The sequence below is a fragment of the Mesorhizobium sp. M7A.F.Ca.CA.002.09.1.1 genome (genome assembly GCF_003998555.1).
Lineage (GTDB): Bacteria > Pseudomonadota > Alphaproteobacteria > Rhizobiales > Rhizobiaceae > Mesorhizobium > Mesorhizobium ciceri.
In genome coordinates this window covers 1-15549 of record NZ_RZRR01000014.1, presented here as the reverse complement: position 1 = coordinate 15549, position 15549 = coordinate 1, and the positions used below count along the sequence as shown (strand labels likewise).

At 64.0% G+C, this 15549-nt stretch carries 14 protein-coding genes and 1 pseudogene; all 15 read left to right on the top strand.

What is annotated here, in order from left to right; genetic code table 11:
• A pseudogene (locus EN994_RS35870) lies at positions 1-365 on the top strand (ABC transporter ATP-binding protein); the annotation flags it as partial.
• The gene (locus EN994_RS01515; RefSeq protein ID WP_013533086.1) at positions 362-1090 is read left to right on the top strand and encodes an ABC transporter ATP-binding protein; all 729 of its coding nucleotides are present in this window, start codon (positions 362-364) and stop codon (positions 1088-1090) included. The pseudogene EN994_RS35870 and the gene EN994_RS01515, both read left to right, overlap by 4 nt.
• Positions 1077-1940, top strand: coding sequence for a branched-chain amino acid ABC transporter permease (locus EN994_RS01510; RefSeq protein ID WP_013533085.1), 864 nt, complete (start codon positions 1077-1079; stop codon positions 1938-1940). The genes EN994_RS01515 and EN994_RS01510 overlap by 14 nt, the downstream gene beginning before the upstream one ends.
• On the top strand, positions 1937-2983 hold the full coding sequence (locus tag EN994_RS01505; RefSeq protein ID WP_063167506.1) for a branched-chain amino acid ABC transporter permease: 1047 nt from the start codon (positions 1937-1939) through the stop codon (positions 2981-2983). Before EN994_RS01510 ends, EN994_RS01505 begins: the two co-directional genes overlap by 4 nt.
• Positions 2980-3996 (top strand): alcohol dehydrogenase catalytic domain-containing protein, encoded by a 1017-nt coding sequence (locus EN994_RS01500; RefSeq protein WP_063167507.1) that lies wholly within the window; start codon positions 2980-2982, stop codon positions 3994-3996. Before EN994_RS01505 ends, EN994_RS01500 begins: the two co-directional genes overlap by 4 nt.
• Before the next feature lie 12 nt (positions 3997-4008).
• On the top strand, positions 4009-4797 hold the full coding sequence (locus EN994_RS01495) for an alpha/beta hydrolase (protein WP_063167508.1): 789 nt from the start codon (positions 4009-4011) through the stop codon (positions 4795-4797).
• Positions 4798-4826: 29 nt separating this feature from the next.
• Complete coding sequence (locus EN994_RS01490; RefSeq protein WP_063167509.1) at positions 4827-6047, top strand: acyl-CoA dehydrogenase; 1221 nt, start codon at positions 4827-4829, stop codon at positions 6045-6047.
• Positions 6048-6108: 61 nt separating this feature from the next.
• On the top strand, positions 6109-6657 hold the full coding sequence (locus EN994_RS01485; RefSeq protein ID WP_013533080.1) for a flavin reductase family protein: 549 nt from the start codon (positions 6109-6111) through the stop codon (positions 6655-6657).
• A 360-nt stretch (positions 6658-7017) separates the two neighbouring features.
• A complete protein-coding gene (locus EN994_RS01480) occupies positions 7018-8553 on the top strand; it encodes an FGGY-family carbohydrate kinase (RefSeq protein ID WP_063167510.1) in 1536 nt (511 codons plus the stop codon).
• Positions 8550-9326 (top strand): DeoR/GlpR family DNA-binding transcription regulator, encoded by a 777-nt coding sequence (locus tag EN994_RS01475; protein WP_063167511.1) that lies wholly within the window; start codon positions 8550-8552, stop codon positions 9324-9326. The genes EN994_RS01480 and EN994_RS01475 overlap by 4 nt, the downstream gene beginning before the upstream one ends.
• A 50-nt stretch (positions 9327-9376) precedes the next feature.
• Positions 9377-11035 carry a glycerol-3-phosphate dehydrogenase/oxidase gene (locus tag EN994_RS01470; protein ID WP_164745782.1) on the top strand — a complete coding sequence of 553 codons (1659 nt, stop codon included), beginning with the start codon at positions 9377-9379 and terminating at the stop codon, positions 11033-11035.
• 423 nt (positions 11036-11458) lie between these two features.
• The gene (locus tag EN994_RS01465) at positions 11459-12469 is read left to right on the top strand and encodes a sugar-binding transcriptional regulator (protein WP_027163951.1); all 1011 of its coding nucleotides are present in this window, start codon (positions 11459-11461) and stop codon (positions 12467-12469) included.
• A gap of 33 nt (positions 12470-12502) precedes the next feature.
• Positions 12503-13159, top strand: coding sequence for a DUF2291 domain-containing protein (locus EN994_RS01460; RefSeq protein ID WP_063167513.1), 657 nt, complete (start codon positions 12503-12505; stop codon positions 13157-13159).
• Positions 13156-14697 carry a sugar ABC transporter ATP-binding protein gene (locus tag EN994_RS01455; protein WP_063167514.1) on the top strand — a complete coding sequence of 514 codons (1542 nt, stop codon included), beginning with the start codon at positions 13156-13158 and terminating at the stop codon, positions 14695-14697. The genes EN994_RS01460 and EN994_RS01455 overlap by 4 nt, the downstream gene beginning before the upstream one ends.
• A 26-nt stretch (positions 14698-14723) precedes the next feature.
• On the top strand, positions 14724-15549 hold an 826-nt coding region (locus EN994_RS01450; protein WP_164745781.1), incomplete at its 3' end, for an ABC transporter permease.

Genomic DNA, 15549 nt, shown 5'->3' with positions numbered 1-15549 from the left:
CCCAGGTCCTGCGCGAGTGCGAACTCTCCGACAAGGCCAATGTCTCGGCCGGCGCTCTCACTCTGCTCGACCGCAAGCGGCTGGAGCTGGCGCGCGCGCTGGCGTCGGATCCGAAGCTGCTGCTGCTGGACGAGATCGCGGGCGGGCTGACCGACGATGAATCGAAGGCGCTGGTGGCGCTGGTGCGCCGCATCCGCGACCGCGGCATCACCATCGTGTGGATCGAGCATGTGCTGCACGCATTGCTGGCGGTAGCCGACCGGCTCTTGGTTCTGAATTTCGGCGAGAAGATCGCGGAAGGCGTGCCCGCCGACGTGATCGCGCTGCCTGAGGTCCAGCGCGTCTACATGGGGATCGAGGGATGACGGCCGTTCTTTCCACCCACGGGCTGTTGGCCCGCTATGGCGACTTCCAGGCGCTCTACGGCGTCGACATCGAGCTGCACCAGGGTGAGGCCGTGGCCTTGATCGGCGCCAACGGGGCCGGAAAATCCACCCTCCTGCGTTCGATCATGGGCCTGCTTCCGGTCGGGCGCGAGATGGTGCTGCTGCACGGTGAGCCGGTCGGCGGCACCGCCACCGACCGCATGGTGCAGAAGGGCGTCGCCATCGTGCCGGAGGGCCGCCGCCTCTTCACCGGCATGTCGGTCGAGGACAATCTGCGCGTCGCCATCGACCAGGCCGCGCGCATGGGCGCCAAGGGCGGATGGACGCTGCCGCGTCTGCACCAGCTGTTCCCGATCCTCAAGGAGAAGGCTCGCACCCAGGTGCAAAGCCTCTCGGGCGGGCAGCAGCAGATGGTGGCGATCGGCCGCGCGCTGCTCTGCCAGCCGCGCGTGCTGCTCTGCGATGAGATCAGCCTTGGTCTCGCGCCCAAGGTGATCCGCGAAATCTATGCCGCCTTGCCCGAAATCCGCGCCACCGGCACGGCGATGATCGTGGTCGAGCAGGATGTCGGCCTCGCCCGGACCGCCACGGACCGCCTCTACTGCATGCTGGAGGGCCGCGTGACCCTGACCGGCAGGTCCGCCGAAATCACGCGCGAGCAGATCGGCAAAGCCTATTTTGGAGCGGGCCATGGAGTGGTTTGACGCCTTGGTGCAGGGGGTCCTGCTGGGCGGCATGTATGCCCAGTATGCACTCGGCATGGCGCTGATGTTCGGCGTCATGCGGATCGTCAACATCAGCCATGGCGATCTGGTGATCCTTTTGTCGCTGATCGGCATCTCGATCGCCACGGCTTGGGGTCTGGGACCGCTGCCGGTGCTGATCGTGCTGGTGCCGCTCGCGGTGCTGATGGGCTGGGTGCTGCAGAAGGCCGTGCTGAACCGCGTGGTGGGCAGCGATCCGCTGCCCTCGCTGATCGCGACCTTCGGACTGTCGATCGCGCTGCAGAACCTGATGCTCCAGATATGGTCCGCGAACAGCCGATCGCTGCCCGGCCATGGGATCGAGAGCCAGTCCATCGAGATCGGCGGCATCTATGTCGGTCTCCTGCCGCTGATCGTGCTGGCCGTTGCCACGGGCCTGACAGGAGGCCTCGACCTGACGCTGAAGCGCACGCGCTTCGGTCGCGCGCTCCGCGCCGCGTCGGCCGATGTCGAGGCGGCGGCGATGACCGGCATCAACCCGCGCGCCGTCTATGCGATGGCGACAGCGGCGGCGGTCGGCATTCTCGGTTTTGCAGCCGTCTTCCAGGCGCTGCGGTCGACTGTTGCTCCGGCCGACGGACCTGCCCAGCTGATCTACGCGTTCGAAGCGGTGATCATCGGCGGCATGGGGACGGTATGGGGCGCCTTCGTCGGCTCGATGGTGCTCGGCATCTCGCAGGCCATCGGCTTCCGCATCGATCCGGGCTTCGGCGTGCTTGCCGGACATATCGTCTTCCTGGTCGTGCTGGCGACCCGCCCACAGGGCCTGTTCGGAAAGGCATTGTCATGAGTGCGATTCCCTATGTGGCAACAACCGAGGTGCCCGAGGTCGTGGTCCAGCGCCAGACCCGGTCCGGTCGCATCGCGATGACGCTGGCGGTGCTGGCCATGATCGCTGTCGCTGTCATGCCGTGGTGGGCTTCGACCGGCACGATCCGGTCGGTTCTGGTGCTGTGCTGCTATATCGCCGTCGCGCAGATGTGGAACCTGCTCGCCGGCTATGCCGGCCTCGTCTCCGTAGGCCAGCACGCCTTCATGGGCGCCGCCGGCTATGCGCTTTTCGTGCTGGCGCAGACCTACGGCATCAATCCGTTTGTGGCGGTCTTCCTGTCGCTCCTGGTGCCGGCCGCGCTGGCCGTGCCGATCTACCTGCTGCTGCATCGCCTGGATGGCCCCTATTTTTCGATCGGCACATGGGTGGTGGCCGAGGTCTTCCGGCTGACCGCCTCGAACCTGCCGCTCGTCAATTCCGGCGCGGGCATGTCGCTTCGCGTGATGAAGGACTATTCGGCCTTCGAGCGGAATGTCGCTATGTCGCTGCTCTGCGCGGGGATGCTGCTCGTCACGCTGGGCGGCAGCTATTGGCTGCTTCGCTCGCGCTTCGGCCTTGCGCTGATCGCCATACGCGACAATCCGGTTGCGGCTGCCAGCCAGGGCGTGAATGTCGTGAAGCTACGCTTCCTGATCTATGTCGCGTCAGCGGTCGGCTGCGGCCTCGCGGGCGCGATCTATTTCATGGCGCAGCTGCGCATCACCCCGGGTTCGGCCTTTGATCCGATGTGGGCGAACGTCGCGATCTTCATCGTCATGGTCGGCGGGATCGGGTCCATCGAGGGCGTTCTGATCGGATCGCTGATCTTCTTCATCGCGGACCGCTGGTTCGGCGAATATGGCGCAACCTATTTCGTCGTCCTCGGCCTGATGACGCTTCTGGTGGCGCTCTACGCCCGGACGGGCATCTGGGGCCTGATCTCGAAGCGGTGGGATGCACCATGGTTCCCGATCCGACGCAAGCTCGTCGACCCCGAACCGCTGACGAGGAGGATTTCATGAAAGCCGCCATCTTCGATAAGGTCGGCGTCCCACTGCGGATCGGCACGGTGCCGGACCCGACGCCAGCCCCGGACGAGGTCGTCTTGCGTGTCGCCGCTTGCGGCATCTGCGGCAGCGATCTGCACATCACCGAGGATCCGGTGCCTTTCGGCATCGAGGCAGGCTTTGTGCTCGGCCATGAATTCTCCGGTGACATCGTCGCGGTCGGATCGGAGGCAAAGGGCCTTCGGATCGGTGACCGGGTCGCTGTCGTGCCGATGCGCGGTTGCGGACACTGCGAGGCCTGCGAGCGCGGCGATCCGGCGCGCTGTCACGAGATGGAGCTGATCGGCGGCGGCTATGCGCAATACGCGACCGTGGCCGCACGCCAATGTCACATCCTGTCCGACGATGTAGCACTCGAGGATGGTGCGTTGGCCGAGCCACTGTCGGTCGCCCTGCATTGCATCGTCCGTTCGGGCATGAAGCCGGGGGATCGGGTCGCCATACTGGGTGCCGGGCCGATCGGACTGCTCGTCGCCTTCTGGGCGCGGCGCATGGGGGCATCGCGTGTCGTGGTGGCCGACATCCACGGCCATCAGCGCGAGCGTGCGCTTGCTCTCGGCGCGACCGGCTTCGCGCTTTCCGGCGAAAAGCTGAGCGAGAACCTCACCGATCTCTGCGGCGGAGCGCCCGACATCGTCTTCGAATGCGTTGGCAAGCGTGGCCTCATCGGCGCGGCGGTCGAGGCGGTCCGGCTGCAGGGCACGGTGGTCGGGGTCGGCCTCTGCATTGGTGGAGACCAGTGGGACCCGTTCGTTGCGCTGACGAAGGAAGTGAACCTGCTGTTTTCGGTCTTCTTCCATCAGCGCAACGAATTCGGCGTCGCCCTCGATGCGCTTCGAGGCGGACCTTTCGCACCGCAAACTCTGGTCACCGACCGGATCGACCTCTCGCCGGTTCCGCAGATATTCGAGAGCCTTCGCCGCCGCACCACGCAATGCAAAGTGCTGATCCAGCCGGACCTTGTTTGAGGAGAGTGAAAAATGGCCGTTCAATTCGAAACGCTCGAATACGATATCGATGGCACGAAAACGGTGGTGATGGCCATCGGTAGAGGCAAGCCCGTGCTGTTCCTGCACGGCGCCTCGACGCTTGAAGGCTTCGACTTTGCCGAGGGCCTCGCGGACCGTTTCCGCGTGCTCTGCCCGAGCCATCCGGGCTTCGGCTTTTCTGGCCCGGCGCCGCATGTCGCTACGATGTCCGACATGGTTTTACACTATCTGAATCTGCTCGATGTTCTCCGTCTGCCGGAGAAGCCTCATCTCATCGGCTTTTCCATGGGCGGCTGGATGGCGACCGAACTCGCTGGCCTTGCGCGCGAGCGTTTCGACAAGGTGGTGCTGATCGCGCCGGCAGGGCTCAACGACCCCGCATATCCGGCCACTGATCTCGGCGCGGTCGCGCCGCAGGAGTTGCCGGCCTATCTGGCGCAAGACGTCTCGGTGGCGCTGCGCTACTTCCCGGATGGTTCCGACGCCGCCTTTGCCGAGGCCTTCGGCGCCGATCGCGCCCGCGAAGGCGAGACGCTCGGCCGGCTGCTGGCGCCGTTCGGCATGGGTCATCCGAACCTGCGGCGCTTTCTGGCGCGCATCGCCAATCCGACACTGGTCGTCTGGGGCACCAGGGACCGTATGCTGCCGGCGGGACAGGCTCCGCTCTTCGTCGAGGCGCTGCCCGACGCACGCCTGATCCTCGTCGAGGACGCCGGCCATTTCGTCATGCAGGAGAAACCCGAAACGCTCAGGAAGATCGGCGATTTCTTCGCCGGCTGATCGCATTTGAAAAGGAGGAGGAGAACACGATGAACAAACCCATCAAGCACAGCTCGTGGGGGACGACCACCGACTATCGCGACTTGCTCAGGAAGATCGCGGAGATCGGACCGGCCCTGGAAGCCAACGCCACCGCCGATGAGGAGAATGGCGAACTGACTGCGGCCACGTTCGAGCTGCTGAAGCCGCTGCGCATGTCGCATATCTTTGCCGCGGAGAGCCTCGGCGGTGCGCAGTTGCGACCCACCGAGGGTCTCGAACTGCTGGCGGCGATCACCTGGCATTCCGGGGCGGCCGGCTGGGTTTCCATGGTGCATTGCTGCATCGGCGCGATGTCGGCTGCCTTTCTGCCGGACAGCGCGGTCGAGCGGCTGTTCGCGCCGGGCTCCGACAACCGTTTCTCGGGACAGGGGGCGCCGCTCGGCATGCTGAAGAAGGTCGACGGTGGCTACCGGCTGAACGGCAAGTGGAGCTATGGCAGCGGCTTCAGCCACGCCACCTATAGCCACAGTGCCGCCTTCGTCGACGACGGCACCGGCAAGCCCGCCAAGGACGATAGGGGCAATGTGATCATCATGTGCGCCCATGCGCCGATCTCCCAGCACAAGCAGCTCGGCAATTGGGACGTTCTGGGCCTCGGAGGCACCGGCAGCATCGACTATGCGGCCGAGGACGTCTTCATCGCCGACGATCTCGTCTTCCCGATCCTGACCGCACCGCCGCTGCGCCAGAAGGAGTTCTTCAGTCTCGGTGTCGTCGGCCTCGCCGCCATCGGTCATACCGGCTGGGCACTCGGCACCGGGCGGCGGATGCTGGACGAGATCGCCAAGTTCGCCCGCAGCAAGTCAGGCCGCGCCGGGTTGATCGGCGAGAGCGAGAAATTCTGGCACGACTATGGCCGCGCCGAAGCCCGCTATCGCGCTGCCCGCGCCTTCATCTTCGAAGTCTGGCGCGACATCGAGATGACGGTCGAAGCCGGCAACAGCATGTCGACGCGTCAGATCAGCCTTGTCCATCTGGCCAAATCCGAGATTCACGAGGTTGGCGTCGACATCTGCAACTTCGCCTACCGCGCGGGCGGCGGTGCGTCGCTGCGCGCCGGTGTGATCCAGCGCACCTTCCGCGAGATGATGGTGGCGGCCAACCATTTCACGATCGCGCCATCGATCGTCACCTCGGCCGGCCGCGACATCGGCGGGGTGTGGAGCGATCGCACCTGGCAGTTCTACGATCTGATCGAGAAGAAGTAGTCGCAAGGGCCGGACGGCGGACCCATCCGGCCCCATTTCATGCTGCAGAAGAGAGACGTCGATGAGCTTCCCGCATCCGATGACCAACGCCTTCCGCGAAGCCTTTCGCCACCATCCGGCCGGTGTTGCCGTGATCACGGCCGATCCCGGCGACAGACCGGTGGCGATGACCGTGTCCTCGCTGATCTCTGTAAGTGCTGCGCCACCGGTCGTCGCCTTCTCGCTGTCGATGAAATCGACCTCGTCCGAACCCTTGCTGCGGGCGCAGACCATGGTGATCCACCTGCTGCGCTACACCGATATCGACCTGGCGCAGCTCTGCGCGTCGAGCGGCGCGGAACGCTTCCCGCCGGGAGGCGCCTGGGCTCGGCTGCCCACGGGCGAACCGCGCTATACCGGCGTCTCGACCTGGTTCCGCGCCCGCCGGCTCGGCGTCCTGCCGATCGAGGGCGCGACACTGGTGGCGGCCGAACTCCTTGACGGCGAGGTGCAGCCGGACGAGATCCCCCCTGAGGCGCATTCGCTGGTCTACCTCGACCGTCGCTGGCATCGCCTGCACAAGGAACTGGACGGCGTGGCTGAACTTCTTGAGTCGTCGCGTTTTCTTTGAACGGTGCCGGCTGTCCGGCCGCTGCGCACGGAATTCGCTAAGCCAGTCAAACGCGTTCGAGCGTCAGTCGCACCGTCCCCCTGGCCCGCCGTGCAGGGTTGAGGGCCATCCAGCCAGTTGGGCACTGGTCGGAGCTTCGTCCCGCATCGGATGCATGTCTCAGCTTACGTTAGACATTTCTACAAAATATATCACATGTTGACGTTAATTTAACAGGCTACTATGGTCTGTTTACCGCATCGGATGCGGCGCTTTGGTATCACCGTTGCTCGTTGATTGTCGTCATGTCCGTCATCCTTATCCCAACCTGCAGGATTGCCTTGCAGCGCCCTTCACCAGTTGCTGAAAACGGCGGCGCCCATGCCCAGTTTGCTCGGAATCGATAACGGTCTCACGGTCACCAAGGCGGTGATCTTCGATGCCGATGGCACGCAGTTGTCGGTGGCGCGTCGGCGGGTTCCGCAATCGATGCCCCATGCGCGCTGGGTGGAGCGCGACATGGCCGGCCTCTGGCAAGCGACCGCCGACGCAATCAAGGAGGCGATCGCGCTATGTGGCCGCCCGGCGGACGACATCAGGGCGGTGGCGGCAACCGCGCATGGCGACGGTCTCTATTTGCTCGACAAGGATCGTCGGCCGCTGGGGCCTGGAATCCTGTCGCTCGATAGCCGCGCCGGCAAGATTGTCGAGCGATGGTCGGCGGACCGGGTCTTCGAAGAGGCGCTAGCGCGAACAGGCCAGGCGCCCCACGTCTCGGCGCCGTCGGCGCTGCTCGCCTGGATCAGGGAGCACGAACCGGCCCGCTATGGGCGTATCGGGCATATACTGGCCTGCAAGGACTGGCTGCGCTTTTGCCTGACCGGCAAGATCGGCACCGACCGTACCGAGGCCAGCACCTCATTCACGGATTTCCGCACGCAAGCCTTCGCGCCGGAAGCGTTGCGAATCTTCGGATTGGACGATGTTTTCGACGCGCTGCCGCCGATGGCGCACTCCGCCGCGATCGTCGGCCATGTCACCGCCGAGGCAGCCGAAATGACCGGCCTTGCCAAGGGAACACCGGTCGCGTGCGGACTGCATGACGTGACTGCCTCCGCACTTGGCATGGGCGGCCATGAGGAGGGCGTGCTCGCCATCGTCGCCGGAACCTATTCCATCAACGAAGTCGTCTCTTCGCAACCACGCGTCGACCCGCGTTGGCTCTGTCGCAACGCCATCGACGCAGGCCGCTGGAACAACATGGCGATCTCGCCGGCCTCGACCGCGAACTACGACTGGTTTCTCGACACGTTCTGCCGCTCGGAGCAGGAAAAGGCATCGATCGATGGCGACTCGATCCACGAGCTTCTGGCAGCAGAGATCGACGCGGCGCTGAAGAAGCCCTCGACCATCCTGTTTCATCCCTATCTGTTCGGCTCTCCTTATGGCGATGTTGCCAGCGGCGGCTTTGTCGGCCTGCACGGCTGGCACAATCGCGGCGATATGCTGAAGGCGGTTCTGGAGGGCATTGCCTTCAATCACCGCACCCATGTCGAAGCCTTGCGCGACGGCTTTGCCATCAGCGAGATCCGCCTGACCGGCGGCGGTTCGCGCAATCCGGCCTTCGTTCAGATGTTTGCCGACGTGCTGAACGCCCCGGTCATCGTCACCTCGACCGACGAGGCCGCGGCCTTTGGCGCTGCCCTTTGCGCGGGGGCGGCGGTTGGCATCTTCGCGACGCCGCAACAGGGCGCCAGGCAGGTCGGGATGACGGCGCGCCAATACGAGCCTGACCAAGCCTCGAGTGCTGTGTTCAACGAGCGCTTTTCCCTCTATGGCCGCATAGCCGGTGCGCTCGAACCGCATTGGCCCGACATCGAGAAGCTGGGCCGGCCAGACACTGGGGGAACCGCATGATCAAGGCCGACGAACGACGCGAAGAGATCGCCGACTATGTGATCAAGCTCGGCCAGGTGCGCATCGACGATCTGGTCGAGCATTTCGGCGTGTCGCGCATGACCGTCCACCGGCATATCGACCGGCTGGCGCAGCAGGGCGTGCTGCGCAAGCTGCACGGTGCGGTGACGGTTCAGCCTTCCGGCCTCTACGAAAGCGCCTTCCGCTACCGTGTGACGGTCAACCGGGCCGAGAAGGATGCGCTGGCGCGGGCAGCACTCGATTATGTCGAAGCCGGCCAGGTGGTGATGCTGGACGATTCCTCGACGGCAAACGCCGTCGCGGCACTGCTGCTCGACGTCAAGCCGCTGACCGTCATCACCAACTCCGTAGCGACGGCATCACTGCTGATCAATGTCGACGAACTCGACTTCATCTGTCTCGGCGGCCAGTACCACGGCACCTACAACGCCTATATCGGTATCGTCTGCGAGAACGCCGTGGCGCAGCTGCGCGCCAATGTGCTGATCTGTTCGGCTTCGGCCATCACCGGAACCACGGCCTTCATCCAGGATCCCAATGTCGTGCGGGTCAAGCAGGCGATGATGGCCGCATCGGCCAAGCGTATCCTTCTGATCGACCATGCCAAGTTCGACAGGATCGCGCTGCATGTCTTCGACGATCTGACCAGCTTCGATGTCGTGCTGGCGACCGAAGGCCTGGGCGATGCGCGGGCGCAAGCTCTCGAACGGGCCGGCGTGAAGCTGCGCATCGTCAAGACGAGAGCGTCATGAGCTCAAGCGAAGCAACATTTACGGAAAATCCCGCCGGGCGTTTGGCCGCCATGGCCGGAACCGGCGAGGTCGACGTCGTCATTCTTGGCGCCGGCATTAACGGGGCAGGGCTGTTTCGCGACCTGTGCGCGCAAGGCGTCAGCTGTCTGATCGTCGACAAGGCGGATTTCGGCTCGGGCACCAGTGCCGCGCCGTCGCGGCTCATTCACGGTGGCCTGAAATATCTCGAAACCGGCGAGTTCGGGCTGGTCGCACAGTCGACACTTGAACGCAATCTGCTTTTGAAGAACGCGCCGCACTATGTCAGCCCGCTGCCGACCGTCATCCCGATCTTTTCCTGGAGCAAGGGCATGTTGGCGGCCTTGCGGACGCTGTTCGGCTCGACCAGCGCACCGCGCAGCCGCGGCGCCATCCTGATCAAGATCGGCCTGATGATCTATGATTTCTACGGCTCGCGAAACCAGGTCATGCCGCGCCACCGCATGGTCGGGCGGCGCCAGGCGCTCAGCGGGATGCCGGCGCTCAATCCTTCGATCGTCGCCACCGGCACCTACTACGACGCCAAGATAAGCCACCCCGAAAGGCTCGTGCTTGAACTGATCCTCGATGGGCGGCAGGCAAACGCGGCCTCGGCCAGCGCGAACTATACGGCGCTGGTCAAGTCCGCCGATGGGGTACTGACCTTCCAGCCGGAAAACGGCGCGGCCTTTTCGGTGCGGCCGAAGCTGGTGGTCAACGCCGCCGGTCCGTGGATCGACGATGTCAACGAATTGCTTGGCGCGCCGTCGAAGATGATCGGCGGCACCAAGGGCTCGCACGTCCTGCTCAAGCATGACGAACTGGTCAAAAGCCTGGCCGGGCGCATGCTCTATTTCGAAGCCGATGACGGCCGCATCTGCCTCATCTACGATTATCTCGGCCTGGCGCTGGTCGGCTCCACCGACATCAAGGCCGACAATCCCGACGCGGTGCGCTGCGAGCCCGACGAAGTCGAGTACCTGCTCGACAGCGTGCGGACTCTGCTGCCGGGAATGGCGTTCGAGCGCGACCAGATCGTCTACGCCTATAGCGGCATCAGGCCGCTGCCGGCCTCCGATGCATCGCTGCCCGGGCTGATCAGCCGTGACCACTCCGCGCCGGTCGCCGAGCCGGATCGGAACAGACCTTTCGCGGTCATCTCGCTGGTCGGCGGCAAGTGGACGACCTTTCGCGGCTTTGCCGAGGAAGTCGCCGACACCGTGCTCGGCCGCCTGCAGCACAGCCGCAAGGTGACGACGCAAGCCATGCCGATCGGCGGCGGCAGGGATTTCCCGACCAATGCCGCAGCGCGAGCAAGTTGGCTGGCTCTGGCTCGCTCGAAGACGGGCGCTGAGGAACGGCGTCTCGATGCGCTGCTGTCGCGATACGGCACCAGAGCCACGCAGATCGCCACGCATGAGCCGGATGATGAGGGCCGACTGCCGGATTCAGAAAGCTACAGCAAATCGGAAATCGACTACATCGTCCGCAACGAGTTCGTCGAACATCTGGCCGACATCGTCATGCGCCGCAGCACCTTGGCGATATCAGGCTCCCTGACAGGCCGCGACCTGCAGGCGATTGCGGCGATTGCCGGACAGGCGCTGGGCTGGAGCGCCGGGCGCCTTGCAAGGGAAGTCGAGGCCGCAATTGTGGAACTCGAGGACCGGAACCTGATGCGGCTGGGTTGATCAGTCCGTCACCGATGCTCTTCACAAGGCAATCCGGTTGGTTTGCCCATGGATGCGCCGCATCCGCAAATCGCCCAACTCACAGGCGGATTGGGATTTTGCCGATATTAGATATTATCCCTGAAAAACAGCTAGTTAGAAGAAAATCTGGATAGCCGATGGCCATGCAATTCTGCTGGCTTAGGCGTGAGGTAACATAGATTGACGTTAAATTAACACAACTGTATGATCGAGTAACATGCTCACCTCCTAATAGGTCGATGTTGCCCGCCGAATGCCGGCAGACCGGCGTTTCGGGAAGGGCGAGACCTGTGAATTGCCCGCATGTGCATGCGCCCAACCCGGCGGGGGATTGACAGCGATGCAGGGATGTGAAAATTTTTGCACACAAAGATAATAATATCATCTCAGGGAGGAGATGGCTTGAAATCCGGCGGAACCGCTAACCGCGATCATGAGTCCAGCCTCGCCACCCGCGCGGCCTGGCTTCACTATGCCGGGGGTCTGACGCAGGCCCAGGTGGCCAAGCGGCTCGGCCTGACCAGCCTCAAGGCGCATCGGCTCATCACGCGGGCCACCCAGGATGGCCTGGTCAGGGTGATCATCGACGGCGACGTCGGCGAATGCATCGACCTCGAGCAGCAGCTGATCAATGCTTACGGGCTCGATTACTGCGAGGTCGTTCCGGATCTCGATCAGGACGAGCTGCCGCTGAAGGCGCTTGGCATCGCCGGCGCTCAGTTTCTGAAGCGGGAGATCGATCGCGGCGAGGACATGCTGATCGGCGTCGGCCACGGCCGTACCCTTGCCGCAAGCGTCGAGTATCTGACGCGCACCGCCGCCGCCCATATCCGTTTCGTCTCGCTGCTTGGCGGTGTGACGCGCAAGTTCGCGGCCAACCCGCACGACGTCATGCATCGGCTGGCCGAGCGGACCGGCGCGCAGGCCTATGTGATGCCGGTGCCTTTTGTCGCCAACACCGCGGAGGACCGTGAGGTGCTGCTTGGGCAGCGCGGCATCAGCGATGTCTTCGACCTCGCAAGCCGGTCCGACCTGATGTTCGTCGGCATAGGGACCGCCGAGCGGGAAGCTTCGCTGGTCGCCACCGGCATGATCGAACATTCCGAAATCGATGAGGTCAAACGCGATGGCGGCGTCGGCGAGCTGCTCGCCCACTTCTTCGACGACCAGGGACGCCCAGTGGAAACGGCGCTGTCGGAAAGAATCCTGGCACTCCCGCGGGACCAGTTGAAGGGCCGCCGGATCGTCGCCGTCGCCGGCGGCAAAGTGAAAATACGCGCTATCAAAGCGGTGCTCGAAAGCCGCTATCTGAGCGGCCTGATCACCGACGAATCCACCGCTCGTGCCCTTGTCGAACAGAACAAACCCAATGGCGCGAAGCGCCATATGAACGGAGGATCGCCAAATGCGTGACAAGCGCGGATCAGCCTTGCTGGCGGTTGCGTCATGAGCGCGAAAGCCGCCACTGCATCGACCAGGCCTGCCTCGCCCGCCCTGCGTCGGGCACTTGCCAGCGCCGCGGTTGTCGTCCTGCTCGGCGCCATGGCGCTCGATACCAACGTGGTCAGGATAGGGTCGGCAGGCGACGTTCGCAGCGCCGTGTTTTCCGCCGCTGACTACGGCAAGTCGGAATTTCCCAAGGTGCAGGCCGATGTCGAGGCACGCGCCGCCGACGCGGTGACGGTGGCGACGGCGATTGCCAAGGACAGGGCAACGGCGGAAAAGGAATACGGTGTGCCTGCGGGCGTCGGACCGGTCATTTCAGTCAAGTTCACCGGCGTCGTCGGCGAAGGAAAATCTGGCATCTACAAGGTCGCCGTCGACGGCGTGCCAGATACGTTGATGATCCGCGTGCAGACGGGACCGGCAATCAACGGGACGGAACTGCGTGACGCCACGGGCAAGATCACATTCGGCCAGTTCACCAACCAGATTGAGTACCAGGACGCCGGTTCGGCGCTGAACAATGAGATGAAGAAGGAAGTCCTGGCCAAGGTCGATACGAGCACCTTGACCGGCAAGACCATATCGGTGGTCGGCGCATTCAAGCTGGTCAACCCGAAGAGCTGGCTCGTCACCCCCGTGAGGCTGGACGTCAAATGAAACCGACTGCCGACACCGGACCCGCGACTGGCGACGCCGTGCTTTCGGCGCGCAACATCGTCATGTCGTATGGCGGCGTCCATGCGCTCAAGGGCGTCAATTTCGACATCCATCGCGGCAAGGTCACCACGCTGTTCGGAGAGAATGGCGCCGGCAAGTCGACGCTGATGAAGATCCTCTCCGGCGTGGTCACGCCGACATCCGGCGACATCGTGCTCGACGGCAATCTCGTCAGCTTTTCTTCGTCCTCGGACGCGCGCGATCGCGGCATCTCGATCATCCACCAGGAACTCAGCCTGGCGCCCAACCTCAGCGTTCGCGACAACATCTTCATGGGCCGCGAACTGCGCACCAGGACCGGCCTCGACTTCGCCGAGGAGCAACGCCAGGCGCGCGCTCTGATGGCTGATCTCGAGGAGGACATCGATCCGATGACCCTGGTCGAGGATCTGCGCCTCGGCCAACAGCAGATCGTCGAGATCGCCCGGGCACTGTCGGTCGATTCGCGCATCCTCATCATGGACGAGCCGACCTCCGCGCTCAGCGCAACCGAGGTGGAAGTTCTGTTCAAGGTGATCCGCGATCTGACCAGCCGCGGCGTCTCCATCGTCTACATATCGCATCACCTCGAAGAGGCGCTGCAGATCACCGACTATGCCGTTGTCCTGCGCGATGGCGCGATTACCGCGACGGCCGAAGCCCGGGATATCGATCTCGAATGGATCGTGCGCAACATGGTCGGCGAGAATTTCGATCTCGGCTCGCCGCCGACCGGCCATGAATTCGGCGAAGTCGCCCTATCGATCGAGGATGTCAGCGTCGTCGACACTTCGGGCTCAGGTTATTCCGTCGTCGATCACCTGTCGCTGGACGTGCGAGCAGGCGAGATCGTCTGCATCTACGGGCTGATGGGTGCCGGGCGCACGGAATTGCTGGAGGCCGTCGCCGGACGAGTGCCGATGGCGGGCGGGCGGGCGCTGCTGGAAGGCGAGGACGTCTCGGGGCTGAGCATTGCCCAGCGTATCTCCAGAGGGCTTGTGCTGGTCCCCGAGGACCGGCAGCGCGACGGGCTGGTGCAGACGATGACCGTCGGTCGTAATCTTTCGCTCGCCAGCATCGAAGCGTTCGCCAGGGGCCTGTTTCTGTCTCGTTCCAGAGAGCGAGAGCTGGTCGAAGACTCGATCCGCAAGGTGACCGTCAAGACCGCTGGCGGCAACGCCATGATCGGATCGCTGTCGGGCGGCAATCAGCAGAAGGTCGTCATCGGCAAGATGCTGACGACCAATCCCAAGGTTATCCTTCTCGACGAGCCGAGCCGCGGCATCGATGTCGGCGCCAAGGCCGAAGTCTTCCGCTTGCTGAGCGAACGCGCTGCGCAGGGCCTTGCCGTCGTCTTCTCGACCTCTGAGGTCAACGAATGCCTCAGCATTGCCCACCGCATCGTCGTCATGCGCCGCGGCAGGATTTCAGCCGAATTCGGCGCCAATGCCACCAAAGAGCAGATCATGGCCGCCTCGGGCGAAGCCGTGGTCGCCTGATCACCAGGAATTTCGGAGCCCACACCATGACCGATGTCAGCCAGGCCAGAAAACAGTCCAGTCCAAGCGCGAGCGAAGGCTTCGATCTCGCCAAGCTGCTGCTCGAGGGCCGCGCTTTCTTTGCCCTGATCGTCATCATCGTCGTCTTTTCGATCCTGTCGCCCTACTACCTCTCGGTGGCGAATTTCCTGACCATGGCCTCGCATGTCGCCATCTTCGGAATCCTCGCGATCGGCATGCTGCTTGTCATCCTCAATGGCGGCATCGATCTGTCGGTGGGGTCGACGCTGGGCTTGGCCGGCGTCGTTGCCGGCTTCCTGATGCAAGGGGTGACGCTGAGTTGGCTGGGCGTCGTTCTCTATCCGCCGGTGTGGGTGGTCGCGGTGCTGGCCTGCATGCTGGGCGCCGTCGTCGGGCTGATCAACGGCGTGCTCATCGCGCGCTTCAAGGTTCCAGCTTTCGTCGCCACCCTCGGCGTCATGTACATGGCGCGCGGCCTGGCGCTGCTGATGACCAGCGGCCTGACCTACAACAATCTCGGCGGCAAGCCGGAGCTCGGAAACACCGGCTTCGATGCGCTTGGCTTCAACCGCTTGTTCGGCGTGCCGACGGGCGTCGTGGTTCTCGTGGTCATCGCGCTCATTGGCAGCATCGTCCTGAACCGCACCGCTTTCGGGCGCTGGCTCTACGCCTCGGGCGGCAATGAACGCGCGGCCGAACTCTCCGGCGTTCCGGTCAAGACAGTGCAGATTTCCGTCTATGTGCTGTCGGGCATCTGCGCCGCCATTGCCGGCCTGATCCTGTCCTCGCAGCTTACATCGGCGGGACCGACCGCCGGCACCACCTACGAAC

Coding starts and splice junctions, on each gene's coding strand:
- EN994_RS01510 (WP_013533085.1), top strand. CDS start 1,077: ATGGAGTGGTTTGACGCCTTGGTGCAGGGGGTCCTGCTGGGCGGCATG.
- EN994_RS01490 (WP_063167509.1), top strand. CDS start 4,827: ATGAACAAACCCATCAAGCACAGCTCGTGGGGGACGACCACCGACTAT.
- EN994_RS01515 (WP_013533086.1), top strand. CDS start 362: ATGACGGCCGTTCTTTCCACCCACGGGCTGTTGGCCCGCTATGGCGAC.
- EN994_RS01460 (WP_063167513.1), top strand. CDS start 12,503: ATGAGCGCGAAAGCCGCCACTGCATCGACCAGGCCTGCCTCGCCCGCC.
- EN994_RS01480 (WP_063167510.1), top strand. CDS start 7,018: ATGCCCAGTTTGCTCGGAATCGATAACGGTCTCACGGTCACCAAGGCG.
- EN994_RS01500 (WP_063167507.1), top strand. CDS start 2,980: ATGAAAGCCGCCATCTTCGATAAGGTCGGCGTCCCACTGCGGATCGGC.
- EN994_RS01470 (WP_164745782.1), top strand. CDS start 9,377: ATGGCCGGAACCGGCGAGGTCGACGTCGTCATTCTTGGCGCCGGCATT.
- EN994_RS01505 (WP_063167506.1), top strand. CDS start 1,937: ATGAGTGCGATTCCCTATGTGGCAACAACCGAGGTGCCCGAGGTCGTG.
- EN994_RS01455 (WP_063167514.1), top strand. CDS start 13,156: ATGAAACCGACTGCCGACACCGGACCCGCGACTGGCGACGCCGTGCTT.
- EN994_RS01495 (WP_063167508.1), top strand. CDS start 4,009: ATGGCCGTTCAATTCGAAACGCTCGAATACGATATCGATGGCACGAAA.
- EN994_RS01475 (WP_063167511.1), top strand. CDS start 8,550: ATGATCAAGGCCGACGAACGACGCGAAGAGATCGCCGACTATGTGATC.
- EN994_RS01485 (WP_013533080.1), top strand. CDS start 6,109: ATGAGCTTCCCGCATCCGATGACCAACGCCTTCCGCGAAGCCTTTCGC.